Source organism: Lysinibacillus phoenicis (assembly GCF_047238325.1).
GTDB classification, from domain to species: domain Bacteria; phylum Bacillota; class Bacilli; order Bacillales_A; family Planococcaceae; genus Lysinibacillus; species Lysinibacillus irui.
Genome location: NZ_JBDFMP010000002.1, coordinates 2,167,836 through 2,181,955 on the forward strand (window position 1 = coordinate 2,167,836; position 14,120 = coordinate 2,181,955).

The 14,120-nt window shown below is 36.0% G+C and carries 11 protein-coding genes; 6 read left to right on the forward strand and 5 right to left on the reverse strand.

Going from position 1 to position 14,120, the window contains the following annotated elements; genetic code table 11:
- Window positions 1-102: 102 nt before the first annotated feature.
- Both ABC382_RS12405 and ABC382_RS12410 read right to left on the reverse strand, forming a co-directional pair.
- Window positions 103-777 carry a response regulator transcription factor gene (locus ABC382_RS12405; protein ID WP_274795611.1) on the reverse strand — a complete coding sequence of 225 codons (675 nt, stop codon included), beginning with the start codon at window positions 775-777 and terminating at the stop codon, window positions 103-105.
- A 35-nt stretch (window positions 778-812) separates the two neighbouring features.
- The gene (locus ABC382_RS12410; RefSeq protein ID WP_274795610.1) at window positions 813-1,961 is read right to left on the reverse strand and encodes a sensor histidine kinase; all 1,149 of its coding nucleotides are present in this window, start codon (window positions 1,959-1,961) and stop codon (window positions 813-815) included.
- A 165-nt stretch (window positions 1,962-2,126) separates the two neighbouring features.
- Here ABC382_RS12410 and ABC382_RS12415 point away from each other — a divergent pair, with 165 nt between their 5' ends.
- Complete coding sequence (locus ABC382_RS12415; RefSeq protein WP_274795609.1) at window positions 2,127-2,762, forward strand: YigZ family protein; 636 nt, start codon at window positions 2,127-2,129, stop codon at window positions 2,760-2,762.
- A 147-nt stretch (window positions 2,763-2,909) separates the two neighbouring features.
- Window positions 2,910-3,962 (forward strand): LCP family protein, encoded by a 1,053-nt coding sequence (locus tag ABC382_RS12420; RefSeq protein ID WP_412926870.1) that lies wholly within the window; start codon window positions 2,910-2,912, stop codon window positions 3,960-3,962.
- 422 nt (window positions 3,963-4,384) lie between these two features.
- Here the strand turns inward: ABC382_RS12420 and ABC382_RS12425 are convergent, their stop codons facing one another.
- Window positions 4,385-5,452 carry a glycosyltransferase family 4 protein gene (locus ABC382_RS12425; protein ID WP_312504916.1) on the reverse strand — a complete coding sequence of 356 codons (1,068 nt, stop codon included), beginning with the start codon at window positions 5,450-5,452 and terminating at the stop codon, window positions 4,385-4,387.
- Between the two features lie 227 nt (window positions 5,453-5,679).
- Between ABC382_RS12425 and secA2 the strand changes: the two genes are divergently transcribed.
- The gene (secA2, locus tag ABC382_RS12430) at window positions 5,680-8,043 is read left to right on the forward strand and encodes an accessory Sec system translocase SecA2 (protein WP_412926871.1); all 2,364 of its coding nucleotides are present in this window, start codon (window positions 5,680-5,682) and stop codon (window positions 8,041-8,043) included.
- On the forward strand, window positions 8,043-8,939 hold the full coding sequence (locus ABC382_RS12435) for an accessory Sec system S-layer assembly protein (protein ID WP_412926872.1): 897 nt from the start codon (window positions 8,043-8,045) through the stop codon (window positions 8,937-8,939). The genes secA2 and ABC382_RS12435 overlap by 1 nt, the downstream gene beginning before the upstream one ends.
- Before the next feature lie 96 nt (window positions 8,940-9,035).
- Here the strand turns inward: ABC382_RS12435 and ABC382_RS12440 are convergent, their stop codons facing one another.
- Window positions 9,036-9,929, reverse strand: coding sequence for a C40 family peptidase (locus ABC382_RS12440; RefSeq protein ID WP_407132829.1), 894 nt, complete (start codon window positions 9,927-9,929; stop codon window positions 9,036-9,038).
- Window positions 9,930-10,179: 250 nt separating this feature from the next.
- Between ABC382_RS12440 and brnQ the strand changes: the two genes are divergently transcribed.
- Together brnQ and ABC382_RS12450 are read left to right on the forward strand one after the other, a co-directional pair.
- The gene (brnQ, locus tag ABC382_RS12445) at window positions 10,180-11,499 is read left to right on the forward strand and encodes a branched-chain amino acid transport system II carrier protein (RefSeq protein WP_274795603.1); all 1,320 of its coding nucleotides are present in this window, start codon (window positions 10,180-10,182) and stop codon (window positions 11,497-11,499) included.
- 179 nt (window positions 11,500-11,678) lie between these two features.
- Window positions 11,679-13,052, forward strand: a complete 1,374-nt coding sequence (locus tag ABC382_RS12450; RefSeq protein WP_412926873.1) for a S41 family peptidase — start codon at window positions 11,679-11,681, stop codon at window positions 13,050-13,052.
- A gap of 42 nt (window positions 13,053-13,094) precedes the next feature.
- Here ABC382_RS12450 and ABC382_RS12455 read toward each other — a convergent pair whose 3' ends face one another.
- A complete protein-coding gene (locus ABC382_RS12455; protein WP_412926874.1) occupies window positions 13,095-13,694 on the reverse strand; it encodes a TetR/AcrR family transcriptional regulator in 600 nt (199 codons plus the stop codon).
- Between the last annotated feature and the right edge of the window lie 426 nt (window positions 13,695-14,120).

Sequence of the window (14,120 nt, forward strand, 5' to 3'; positions counted from 1 at the left end):
ATCCCAAGAGTAACTGCTATACAAATAATTACCATAAAAAAATAAAAAACTGTTTTAAAAACTACTTCATAATAAAGTAGCTTTTAAAAACAGTTTTTGCAATTATCGTACTTCAACCCAACCATTTTTAATGGCTGTTACAACAGCTTGTGTACGGTCATTCACATTCATTTTTTGTAGAATACTTGATACGTGGTTTTTAACTGTTTTTTCAGAGATAAATAATGTCTCACCAATTGTACGGTTAGATTGTCCATCTGTTAACAGCTGTAAAACTTCACATTCACGTTTCGTTAGTAAATGGAATGGACGACGAATTTCTGTTTGATGGAAGTTTCCTTTATTTTCGTGCTCTGATAGTCGTTTAAATTCTGCTACTAGGTTTTTCGTTACTTTTGGATGTAAGTAAGAGCCACCATTGGCAACGACTTTAATCGCCTCAACGATTTCATCTGCATCCATCTCTTTTAACATATAACCAAGTGCACCTGATTTTAAAGCATGTGTCACATATGTTTCATCATCGTGAATGGACAGCATAATCACTTTTGCATCTGGGAATTCACTGATTAACTCCGATGTTGCTTCTACACCATTTTTGCCTGGCATGTTAATATCCATAAGTACAACATCTGGTTCGTTTTCAGCATATAACGTAACCACGTCTGTACCATCGTCACCTTCAGCTACTACATCAAACGTATCTTCAAAGTCTAAAATACGTTTTACTCCTTCGCGGAATAGCTGGTGATCGTCTACAATAATAATCTTTGTCATTTGTCTTTACCCCCTAAATTTCTGCAACAGTTACATCATTCTACTTCTAACGGTATTTTAAATAACACCGTTGTCCCTCGATTGATTTCACTCGTAATGGTAATTGTACCATTTAAAATTTCAATACGTTCTTTCATTCCTAAAATCCCAAAGGAATGATCTTTCACTACTTGTGGGTCAAAACCGATGCCGTCATCTTTTACAACAACATTTACTGCATCCTTTAACCATTCAAGCTTTACCCAAATGTCTTTACACTTTCCATGCTTCATGGCATTTGTTACACATTCTTGTACTAATCGGAAAATGGATACTTCATAATTTGAAGGTATACGTTTTTCTGTACTTCTCGATTGGAAATGAATTTCAACACCAGGATTGTATTCAGTCACTGTCGATAAATACTTCTTTAATGTCGGAACAATTCCCAAATCATCAAGTGCCATTGGTCGTAGATCATAAATAATACGTCGCACCTCTGATAAAGCATTCCGCACCGTTTTCTTTAAATCGGCCATTTCAGCCAATGCATTTTCAATACCTTTTTCACGATACGTTCTATCTATTAAATCAGTGCGCATTAGTACATTTGCAAGCATTTGAGCAGGTCCATCGTGAATTTCTCGCGATAAACGCTTACGCTCCTCTTCTTGAGCTGCAATAATTCGTATGCCAAAATCTTGCTTCATTTTTGCTTGTTCAAGCGCTAAACCAACATTTTTTAAATCAGAAGTTAAGTAATTCAAAACGACATTTACCTGATTGACAATATGATCAGCTCGTTCAATCGTATCGAGTAACCCTCTTAATCTTCTCTCTAGATCATCTCTTTTATCGCGTAGCTGCTTTTCTTGTGTTCTCATAACGGAGAGCTTTACTTGAAAATCATGTGCAGTTTCATATGCTTCTCTAACTTGTTCTTCGGTATAATTATCAAAAGCTTTACTCACTAATACAAGTCGTTGCTTAGCAAGCTGCGTACTTTTTTCCAAAGCATCGCCTTCATCAATGACGATTGATATTTGTTTTCGAACAATTTCTAGCTCTTTTTGCATATCTTCAAAGCTTCTTCGGCTCTGTTCACTTATAATAAAGATATCGTCCTTCGAGCTCATTATTGTATCTAACATTCGATTAAAAATGTCATCAAGCGACTTTAAATCGAAGGTATCATTTGAAAACATAGTATACTCCCCAGTCTAATGTCTTATGATTACTTACTATTTTAATAGACCAAATTCATATATTCCATAGTCTACACCTATTATAGCATTACCATGCTAAAATTTAATGCTTTTTCTTCACGAAAATTATAGAATAGAACTCTAGTTAAAAGGAGATTGATACGGATGAGAGAAAACTATTTAACAGTAAAAGGTTATGGTGAAAGCGAAATTGTCATTTCAAAATCCCGCTTTCTCACTTATATAGAACGTGCAGAAACGGAAGAGGATGCAATTTCTTTTATAGATCGTATAAAAAAATTGCATCATAATGCAACTCATAATTGCTCAGCCTATATTATTGGAGAGCATGATCATATTCAAAAAGCGAATGATGACGGGGAACCTAGTGGTACGGCTGGCGTCCCTATGTTAGAGGTCTTAAAAAAACAAGGCTTAAAAGATACTGTCGTCGTCGTGACTCGCTATTTTGGAGGAATTAAATTAGGTGGCGGTGGCCTTATTCGCGCTTATGGAAAAGCAACAACTGAAGGTCTTATAGCTGCCCAGGTGGTTGAACGCAAACTTCATCATTTCCTGAATGTTGGCATTGATTACACTTGGCTCGGAAAAGTAGAAAATGAAATAAGAGGTTCGTCCTATACGTTAGAGGAAATTCGCTATTTAGAGGGTGTAGAAATCATAGTTTCTGTCCTAAAAGAGGAAGAAGAACAGTTCCGAAGTTGGATAACAGAAATGACAAATGGACAAGCAGCCATCACATTCGAAGATGCTCAATTTGTAGAATTTATTGTCAAATGATTAGTTTTAATTGTCGAAACTAAATACGCATAGTATAATTTTTTTGTTAGGCTATTTTATTGACCACATGTTTACTTCTTAGTAATTGAATAAAATTTAGCTTTATCGCATTATTATTCCCAATAATTAGAGGAGAATATATCTATTATGAAAAAAAGATCTGTAAGTCCGAACAAAAAGAGGTCTTCTAAAGCTTCATTAATTATAAAAGTTACACTACTATTAGTTGCCAGCTTGGTAATTTGTGTAACGGCTTATGCTGTTTACCTTACTAAACAGGTAGAGCATGCCGCAGACTCAGCATATGAGGAATTAGAAGGTCGACAGGTTTCTAAGCAAAGTGTAGAAAAAGTAGAACCGGTACATGATAATGTATCTATTTTATTTGTCGGGGTTGATGATAGTGATAATCGTGGACAAGGTTCGGATCATTCACGTTCCGATGCTCTTGTTTTAGCTACACTAAATAATAAAACCCATACAATTAAAATGTTAAGCATTCCTCGTGATTCTTACGTTTATATTCCTAAAGTAGGCTATAAAGATAAAATTACTCATGCGCATGCAATGGGTGGAACACTTACTACTATTGAAACAGTAGAAGACCTATTTGATATTCCTATCAATTACTATGTACGTATGAATTTCAATGCTTTTATTGATGTAGTTGATGCTTTAGGCGGTATTGAAGCAGAAGTACCTTATGCTTTACATGAATTAGATGAATTCGATAAGTATACAATTAACTTACAGCCAGGCTTACAGCATTTAGATGGTAGCCAAGCACTTGCACTCGCAAGAACACGTAAGCAAGATAGCGATATCGAGCGTGGTAAACGTCAACAAGAAATTCTTTCAGCGATTATTAAAAAAGTCGCTTCTATTGATGGCATCACAAAATATGATGATGTAATCAAAGCTCTTGGTAATAATATGAAAACAGATATGACATTCACTGAAATGAAATCCTTCATATCTTATTTATCAAAAGGCGCACCACGTATCGACTCTTTAACATTGGACGGTACAGACGATATGTCAACTGGTATTTATTATTACCAGTTAAATCAGGATTCTGTTGAAGAAGTAAAAGAAATTTTCAAGAACCATCTTGGCATAAATGAACAATCATCAAGCCTAACAAGTGGCAATACAGGAACAAACAGTGCTGCTAGTGATGATGATTCAGTCATTGAATAAACAATAAAAACTTTTTAGACCGTAGACAAACTTTCTTGTCTATGGTCTTTTTGTATTACAATCCTTTGATAATTGGCTACCCTTTTCTCTTACCCTGTCATAACACAAATAAACTAGCTCACTTAGTTTCTCTCCCCTTTCATTTCCTATACATAAAACTGTGTTGAATATTCTTTCCTATGTTGTTGCAGTACCAGTTAATCAATTGTTAACATTTCTCCATTGATTTAATTTCGTACTTAATAGAAGGTGTTTATGTAAAAAAAAATTAGAGCAACAATCCTATAATAGAAAAGCAGGATCCATAAACCCTGGATAAAAACAGTTCGAGCCATGGCTATAAAAAAACCGTAGTCAAACTCTCAAATTTTTGAGTTTGACTACGGTCGGAGCAATCACACAATATGTATGATTGATATATTTTATTTACTAAAGATCCGTACAAAGTTTAATAATGGTTTATAGTTTTTACCAGCAAGCCCTATGATCTCAACGAAGATTTCAATGGCTGTTAGGATGACAGCTACTAGTAAAATTGCGCCCCAAACTTTTGCCATAGAGAAAATGATCGCTGCTAATCCAAACATCATCGCGATACCGTAAATAATTAGTACCGTTTGACGATGTGTGAAGCCCATATCCAATAAACGGTGGTGTAAATGTGATTTGTCTGGATCAGACCATTTTTTCTTCATACGTACGCGACGAACAATCGCAAAGAATGTATCAGAAATCGGTACACCAAGAATAATAATTGGAATGATTAACGAAACGAATGTAACATTTTTAAACCCAAGTAATGCTAGAACGGAAATCATAAATCCAAGGAACAGTGCCCCTGTATCACCCATAAAGATTTTTGCTGGGTGGAAATTATAAAATAAGAAACCAAGTGAAGCTACAGCTAAAATGGCTGCTAACGCTAATACAAATACATTGCTCATAATAAATGCCATTACAGCTAAAGTAATAAGTGCAATCGTAGAAACACCTGCAGCTAAACCGTCTAAGCCATCAATTAAATTTACGGCATTGGTAATACCGATGATCCAAATAATTGTTAATGGGATACTCAGTAAACCAAAGTCTAATGTACCTAAAAACGGTAGATTAACCATATCAATATCAATACCGCCTACAAAAACAACAATCAGTGCAGCAATTAGCTGACCAAGCATTTTTGCTTTAGCGGAAATCTCACGCATATCATCAATAACACCTGTAACAACGATGATACAAGCACCAATAATGATAGCTAATAAAGCTTCATTACTACCATGTTTCGTATCGACTAAAAACGAATATAAAATCGTCACACCGATGATAAAGGCAAGAAAAATCGCCAAACCGCCAAGTCTTGGCATAATTCGAGCATGTACTTTTCGATAGTTTGGTGCGTCAACTGCACCTATTCTAAACGCTAAACGTTTCACTAATGGAGTTAACAAAATGGATGCAACAAATGCTGCTATTAAAGACACGTAAAGCATGTCTCTCCTCCTCAAAAAAATATAATCTACATTGAAATCCACATTGATTATAGCATGAACAAGCATTGAAATATACTTTTTCTAAACATTTTCCACGATTTCACAAATATTTTGTACATTTTAGCATTAATAGATTCCTATATAGTCAATTGTAGTCACCATTCGCAAAATTTGATAGAATAATGGAGTGTCTAGCATTTAGACAACTTTAAAGGAGCGTATATTTCATGTTCTCAATTTTCAAAAGTAACAAAGAGCAAACAAGTGCTCGTCAATTAAAACGCTACTATAAAATAGTAGATCAAATTAACAATCTTGAAGAAAAATATGTCAACAAGTCAGATGCCGAATTACGAGAAATGACTTTTATTTTCAAAGATCAATTAGAGCATGGTGAGCCTATTACATCTATCATCCCGGACGCATTTGCTGTTGTACGCGAAGCCTCAAAGCGTGTATTAGGAATGCGTCATTTTGATGTACAGCTTATCGGTGGTCTTGTATTAACAGAAGGTAATATTGCTGAAATGCCAACAGGTGAAGGTAAAACACTAGTTGCCTCCCTTCCCTCCTATGTGCGTGCATTAGAAGGTAAAGGTGTTCATGTCATCACAGTAAATGATTACCTAGCAAAGCGTGACTATGAGCTAGTCGGTCAAATCCATCGTTTCCTTGGCTTAACTGTTGGTTTAAATGTACCGATGATGGAAGCTGATGCGAAAAAAGAAGCTTATAATGCAGATATTACATACGGTGTTGGGACTGAATTTGGTTTCGATTATTTACGTGACAATATGGCCTATAGCCTAGCAGATAAAGTGCAACGTCCTTATCACTTCGCCATTATTGATGAAGTGGATAGTGTATTAATCGATGAAGCAAAAACACCGTTAATTATCGCAGGTAAAATGCCTTCTAACGATGAATTACATCGCATTGCTGCTATGTTAGCTAAACGTTTCAAGAAAGAAGAAGACTACGATTTCGATGAAGAAACGAAAGCTACTTCCCTAACAGATAAAGGTATTGAAAAGGTTGAGGCTGCCTTCAATATTGACAATCTTTATGACTTAGAACATCAAACACTTTTCCATTATGTAATCCAAGCTGTTCGTGCACACGTTATGTTCAAACGCGATGTAGATTACATTGTGAAAGAAGATAAAATTGAACTTGTCGATATGTTTACAGGCCGTATTTTAGAAGGCCGTTCACTTTCTGATGGCTTACATCAAGCGATTGAAGCCAAGGAAGGCGTAACAATTACAGATGAAAATAAATCACAAGCGCAAATTACGATTCAAAACTATTTCCGTATGTATCCGAAGCTTTCCGGGATGACGGGTACAGCGAAAACACAGGAAAAAGAAATTCGAGAAGTGTACGGGATGGAAGTTGTGCAAATCCCAACAAACCGTCCACGTCAGCGTGTCGATCAGCCTGATATTATTTTTAGCACACAAGAAGCAAAATATAAGTATGTTGCAGCTGAGGTTAAAAAACGTCATGAAACAGGCCAGCCAATTCTGATTGGTACAACTTCGATTTTACAGTCTGAAACAGTGGCTGACTATCTGAAAAAAGAAAAATTAACATTCCAATTACTGAATGCAAAAACCGTTGAGCAAGAGGTTGAGCTTATTTCACAGGCAGGTCAAAAGGGTCGTATTACAGTTGCGACAAATATGGCTGGTCGTGGTACGGATATTATGCTAGGTGAAGAAGTTCATGAACTCGGTGGTTTATATGTAATTGGTACAGAAAAGCATGAAAGCCGTCGTGTGGACAATCAGCTACGAGGTCGTTCTGGTCGTCAAGGTGACGTAGGCGAAAGCCGCTTCATTCTCTCTATTGAAGATGATATGTTCCGTCGTTACGCAAAAGAAGAAGTTGAAAAATTCTCTGCAAAAATGGTCGTAGACGAAAATGGAATCATTCAAAATAAAGAGGTTCAAGAGCTTATTGACCGTACACAGCGTATTGTTGAAGGTTCACAATATGGCATGCGAGAGTATAACTTAAAATTAGATGATGTTATAAATGATCAACGTACCGTGCTTTATGGACTACGCGATAAAATTTTAGCTGGTGAAGATTTGATGGGCGAGCTAAAAAAAATGCTGCGTGAAACTGTTGATTTTGCTGTGCATGACGCTGCACCAGAAGATGTATCATCTATGGAGTGGGATTATGATCAAATGGAGCAAGCTCTTAACTCTCTGTTCATTACACCTGTTTCAATCGATCGTGAAGTAGGAAAAGTAAAGCAAATCCTAGCTGATATTCAGCCTTCTGAACAGGAACTACTCGACCATATGGAGAGGTTTGCTGAAAACGAAAGAGTCATGGAAGTATTACCTCAAATCATGCTTAGCTACATCGATAGTGGCTGGGTCAAGCATTTAGAGGCCATGACACATTTAAAAGAAGGTATTGGCTTACGTCATTATCAACAAGAGGATCCAATGCGAATTTACCAACGAGAAGGGCTTGAATTATTCGGGAAGAACTTCCAAGAATTACGCCGTTCTATCATTATAGAAATTACAGGCTTCATGAAAACAGTTGAGGCACAACAGGAGGAACAATAATGGGCTTATTTTCATTCTTTAAAAAATCGGACAAAGTCGTTCAAGAAAACACAATTGACTCTAAGGACTTACTAGGAAATGTTTCAACAAATAAAGGTGATAACCGTGATGTTGAAACAAAGCTGTCCTTCCACCCAGAATGGGACGTACCTCAGGAGCAAAAATATATTTTTAACTTCCTAGCTAATGAGCTAGAACCATTGAAACCAAATCAATTATCGCTTTCTTCTATTAGTATTGAAGAAGCACGTGGTGGAAAATGGCTAGTGCGTGCATTTTTCCGTTCTTCTTTACCACAAGCGATTGAACTAGGTGAAATTGAACTTTTCATCATGAATAAAAATGATGAGCTTGTAGCTTCTAAAAAATTCGATTTTAAAGAACTTGGCACAATCCCTGCTGAAAGTGCTCGTCCTTGGGTTTTTGAATTCGAAAAATCTTCAATTAAAGTAGATGAAGTACCTGAAGATGGCTGGAAAATTGCCTTTAATCTTATTTCCCTTCGTGGTCACCAATTAGAATTAGATCCATCATGGGAAAAACAACTACCAGCAGCTCAAAAAGAAGAGCTTGAAAAAATTGTAAAAACACTACCGAAGCTAGGTGAAACAGAGGTAAACTTCACAGGCTTACAGGCTAAATTAGCTGACAATGGTAATTTAAACGTCTCTATTTTTATCCGTAATGGTCACAATAAAGCGATTAATCTAGAACAATTACCATTAGAAATTATCGATGCTACAGGCAAACAAATTGCCAAGGGTTCATTTAAAATGGATCCAATCTTAACTGTACAACCTAATTCAACAAAGCCTTGGACATTTATTTTCCCAGCCGAGCTTGTTGATGCAAAAGATGCTGACCTTTCTCGTTGGACAGCACGTGTAACACAATAACATGTAACCCCCTTCTAACTTAACTGGAAGGGGGTTTTATGTTTCATTGAACTCACAAAAAAGCGATCTTTGCCTAAGCAAAAATCGCTTCTTTTCTTATTTCACGCCATCAAAACGTTTATAGCCTACTAACTTAGAAGACCAGTACGAATATGTCACATCCGAAATTTCTACCCCATCTGTGCCCGCATGGATGAATTTATTATCGCCAAGATAAATGCCCATATGAGAAATTCCTTCTTTATAGGTATTCTCGAAGAATACTAAATCCCCAGGTACCGGATTTTCTACATGCGTTGTATTGCCATTATAGTATCCTTCACTGCTTGCTCTTGCTATTTTTAAGCCCCCCTGATTAAAGGCATAAAAAATAAAGCCACTACAGTCTAATCCTACTGGTGTATTACCACCGTATAGATATGGAGTGCCAACCAATGTATTGGCAACTTCAACTGTTTTTTTATAGATTGCCTGTCCATTTGCTGTAGGGTCTTTAGCTGTTACGTTGGATGGTGTGCCCGCATCTGAAGTTACATTATTATGTATAGGATTGCTGTCGGGTTTCACTGTTGCTGAAGTAATTTTTAACACCTGTCCAATATAGATGATGTCTGACTCAAGCTTGTTCCAATCCCTGATATCCTTAATTGTCACATTATATTGTTTTGCTATTTTTGATAATGTGTCACCTTTCGCTACAGTATGAGAGCTAGCTGTTGGTTTCACAGATGGTGATGGTGCTGAAGGTTTTTTCCCCTCATTCGTTGCTTGCTTTTGAATCTCAAGCTTTTGTGCTACATAAATCGTATCTTTTGATAGATTATTCCACTTCATGATATCCTCAATCGTGACTTGGTGATTATGGGCGATTTTGGATAAAGTATCTCCTTTTTGTACGGTATATGTTGCTGCTTCTGCTGGTTGTAGTGCTAAAAATGAAGTTGCAATAGTGCTTAAAACAAGAATTCTCCATTTTTTCGTATTTTGCATTCCAAAGTGCCTCCGTTCGTGCTAGAATATTTCCTTGTGTGTCTATCATACTAGATAACTACCTGAAGAAAAATCGGAAATACTGACTATTTTTCAAACATTCTAGCAAACCTATAAAATACGACGAAATCCGACTATATTGCGATAATGTATACATTGCAAGATTAGCGTTCCTATGATAACATACACTTCTGTATTTAAAATTTTTAGAAAGTTTTATCTTTTCAATCTTAAAGGAGTTTTTATACTTATGAAAAACATCTTGCATTTCATCAAAGGAAATTTAGCAGTAGGATTACTACTATTTGCCTTGTTCTTGGGTGCTGGTAATATTATTTTTCCACCGTTATTAGGTCAACAAGCCGGCGAGAACATTACGATAGCCATGATCGGCTTTCTAATTACAGGTGTTGGTTTACCATTACTAGCAATTGTTGCTGTCGCAAAAGCAGGGGGCGATTTACAACTGTTAGCCAATCGCGTCAGCCCTGCATTTGGAGTGATCTTTACATCAATTGTCTATTTAGCCATTGGGCCATTCTTCGCTGTACCACGAACTGGCTCCGTGTCCTATGAAATAGGTATTGTGCCATTTCTTCCTGAGGCTATGAAGGATCATTGGGCACCCCTATTCATCACATCTATTTTGTTTTTTGCTTTAATTCTTTACTTATCTATTAATCCTTCGAAGCTTGTCGACCGAGTAGGAAAAATCCTAACACCCGCATTGCTTCTTGTTATTTTATTACTAGCTGTTAAAAGTTTTATCTCTCCAATGGGCGAGCCAGGAGAAGCTGTAGGAAAATATATTGGGTCTCCTTTTGCAGAAGGCTTTGTACAAGGTTACTTAACAATGGACGTACTAAGTGCACTTGTTTTCGGTATCGTTATTTTACAAGCATTGCGTGATATGGGAATGAAAGATACGAAAAAGCAAGTCAATACGACGATTTTTGCAGGTGTCGTTGCTGCTATCGGCTTATCATTTGTTTATATCTCACTTAGCCATATCGGTAACACAAGTATTCAGGCAATTGGTTCCTCCACAAATGGTGGAGATATTATTGCAAAATCTGCTGAAGTGCTCTTCGGTAGTTTTGGAAGTATTATTTTGTCTGCGACTATTTTACTAGCATGTATTTCAACAGCAGTCGGTTTACTGACGGCCAATGCCCAATATTTTCATAAGCTGTTCCCTAAAATTTCATATAAAACATTTTTAATTGTATTCACTATTTTAAGTGCAGCCATTACAAATGTTGGACTTTCAACAATTATTAGTGCATCTCTACCTGTCCTGTTAATTATTTATCCATTAGCTATGGTATTGATGGTGTTATCGTTAGCTGATCATTTCTTTAAAGGTGGACAAGTTGTTTATATTTTAGCGCTTATTCCAACTTTCTTTGTCAGTCTATACGATGGCTTCAAGCAAATGAAAATTACAATCGAACCATATGAAAATGTGCTTAAAGCATTGCCGCTCTATGAGCAAAATCTAGGATGGTTATTGCCAGCGATTATCGGTGCATTCATTGGTTTTATTATTCATAAGCTTTTCAAAAAATAGTCCTCTCAATCTGCTTCCTGTTTAGTAGGAAGTAGATTTTTTCTGTTTATTAAAGCCCCCATATCAACTTCGCTTGATGTATAATAAAAATCAGATAGTCAATTGTTAAATGTATCCATCTACTTACACCTTAGTAGAATGGTGCATTTAAAGATTGAGCTCTAGAAAAGAGGTGTCCTATGAAAAAATTAATATGGTCTTTTGTCTTTGTTTTAAGCTTTTTCCTCTTACCATTCGCGACTACTCACGCTGCTAGTAATGAACCACAGCTAGTCAAAGAAATGAAGGAAATTATTCGTAATACGTATGTGGGGACAATCAATGGAGATTTAGAGAATGCCACATCCATCAAAGAAATCATCGATATGCTCGATCCCTATTCAACTTATTTTACAAAAAAAGAATTTGAAGATTACATGAACAGTATCAATCTATCAACGATTGGGATTGGTGTAGTGATTGAAGAACATGAAGATGGCATTCATATTTTACAAGTCATTGAAGGCAGCGGTGCCTTTGAGGCAGGTGTTCAGGCAGGAGATATCATTATCGGTATAAATGGCGAGACCATAGCGGGGCGCTCTACGCAGGAAGCCTCTTCCCTCTTAATCGGTGATGAAGGTACTAAGGTGAATGTTACTTTGAAACATAGTAATGAAACGACATCGATTAAAACGATTACCCGTAAACAGTTTACATTACCAAATGTACACTCTGAATTACTGTTTGGTAATGTCGGCTATATAGCAATGTCTTCATTCTCTGAAGATGGTGCACAGCTCGTCAAAAAAGCTCTTACTGACCTAAAACAGCTTGGTGCTAAATCGTTCATCTTGGATTTACAAAATAATGGTGGCGGCTACGTGACAACAGCGGAAGAAATGACAGGACTATTCCCATCTGCAAAAGTAGCTTATTTGTTGGAGGAAGCACATGACTCCTATACAATCCCAGCAGTTCAGCAAAATACGAAGTTCCCAGCAAATACACGTATTTTAGTCAACCGTTATAGTGCTAGTGCTTCGGAAATGCTTTCTGCATCATTAAAAGACCAAAAAGCCGCTATTTTATACGGTGAAACAACATATGGTAAAGGTGCTATGCAGGGCTTTTATACGCTTCATGATGGAAGCTACCTAAAGCTAACTGTCGGTAGATTCACAGGACCTGCTCGTCAGACTATTCATGAAGTAGGTGTCAAACCAAATATTCAAACGACAACCGCTCCCATTTTTCAAGCACATTTTGATGCAATAAAGGAGCAATATCCAAAATATAAAAAACTCTCTACTGTGAAGAACGTCGCAAATAAAGAAAAAATAACGGTAAAAGTTTCGTTACCAGTCTCATCGCAAATTACTAAGGGTCGTGTTCAGCTTGTTGCTTTAGGGGCTAATGAAGTTTCGGCAACTGCTAAAGTTGAGGGGCAAACACTTATTGTTACACCAACAAAGCCGTTATCACCAGACCAAGAATATATGCTACTTATTCATCCAAATACACATAGCAAAGTACAAAAAGGCTACTATCAGCATATAAAAATAAATAAATAAATAAATCCTCTCAGCGATAGCAAATATCGATGAGAGGATTTTTTATACCACTTCTTTTGTTTTCCAAAAATATAATTGGACAATGTCATTCGCTAGTTCAGCAGGTAATCTTTTACGTTCTAATAAATTGGTTACTATTAATCTTTCTATTGAACCTACTAAACTATCAATCATTATTTTGATATCCACATTACACAGCTGCAAATCTTTGTCGCAATCATGAAGATAAATAAGATGGATCAATTGCTGTGTCAATTGGATTTTCACTAAGCTTGATTGCTCCGATTCAATAAAACCTATTTTCGTTAATTTCGGATTTTCAACGATGTAAACAAATAGGTTTACTAACTTTTGCTCTAGCAAAGCGACAAAGCCCTGCAATCCATTTTCAACAATTTCTGCTGACTTATTATTCATCACGTCAAAAAATCCACTTTGAAATTGTGTATTCAAATCGTTATAAAGTGCATCCTTACTTTTAAAATACAAATAAAAGGTTGGCTGTGTTACATTAGCTGCCTTTACAATGTCACTAATTTTTGTATGATGATAACCTTTATCGGAAAAAAGCTCTATCGCTTTTTCAAGTAATAGTTGTTTGCTTCGTTCACCATTTGAATTAAATTTTCTCCCTCTCGGCATACTTTCCACCTTATCTTAGTTTAGAGTAATCATATATCTTCTGTATGATAGACACACTATTCTAAATCAAAAGTAACTATTTTTAACAATTTGTTCATAATTTAACCATAATTATACACTATTTACTAAGAATACACCCTCCTTTTTTTACTATAAACTAATATTTATATGCTGTTTACATCGATAAATACAAAGTGGATATCCAAGAATTTCTTCTAAGATATCCACTATTCTTCTTCACATAAAATTATGTCAAAATAATAGTTTAGTGCCAAAAACCTACTCGTTTAAATTTCCGAAAATTACAATAATATCATTTTACACATATACTTACCAACATAATGCAAATCTATTATTTTGAAAAGTCTTTTTTTTTGAAAAAAATTTTTTTGTTTGTATATTTAGCTCATAAAAAGTCAATCCCCA

Excerpts from the sequence above, each read along its gene's own strand:
- ABC382_RS12410 (WP_274795610.1), bottom strand. The coding sequence starts at position 1,961 with ATGTTTTCAAATGATACCTTCGATTTAAAGTCGCTTGATGACATTTTT.
- secA2 (WP_412926871.1), top strand. The coding sequence starts at position 5,680 with ATGTTCTCAATTTTCAAAAGTAACAAAGAGCAAACAAGTGCTCGTCAA.
- brnQ (WP_274795603.1), top strand. The coding sequence starts at position 10,180 with ATGAAAAACATCTTGCATTTCATCAAAGGAAATTTAGCAGTAGGATTA.
- ABC382_RS12455 (WP_412926874.1), bottom strand. The coding sequence starts at position 13,694 with ATGCCGAGAGGGAGAAAATTTAATTCAAATGGTGAACGAAGCAAACAA.
- ABC382_RS12440 (WP_407132829.1), bottom strand. The coding sequence starts at position 9,929 with ATGCAAAATACGAAAAAATGGAGAATTCTTGTTTTAAGCACTATTGCA.
- ABC382_RS12415 (WP_274795609.1), top strand. The coding sequence starts at position 2,127 with ATGAGAGAAAACTATTTAACAGTAAAAGGTTATGGTGAAAGCGAAATT.
- ABC382_RS12405 (WP_274795611.1), bottom strand. The coding sequence starts at position 777 with ATGACAAAGATTATTATTGTAGACGATCACCAGCTATTCCGCGAAGGA.
- ABC382_RS12435 (WP_412926872.1), top strand. The coding sequence starts at position 8,043 with ATGGGCTTATTTTCATTCTTTAAAAAATCGGACAAAGTCGTTCAAGAA.
- ABC382_RS12420 (WP_412926870.1), top strand. The coding sequence starts at position 2,910 with ATGAAAAAAAGATCTGTAAGTCCGAACAAAAAGAGGTCTTCTAAAGCT.
- ABC382_RS12425 (WP_312504916.1), bottom strand. The coding sequence starts at position 5,452 with ATGCTTTACGTGTCTTTAATAGCAGCATTTGTTGCATCCATTTTGTTA.
- ABC382_RS12450 (WP_412926873.1), top strand. The coding sequence starts at position 11,679 with ATGAAAAAATTAATATGGTCTTTTGTCTTTGTTTTAAGCTTTTTCCTC.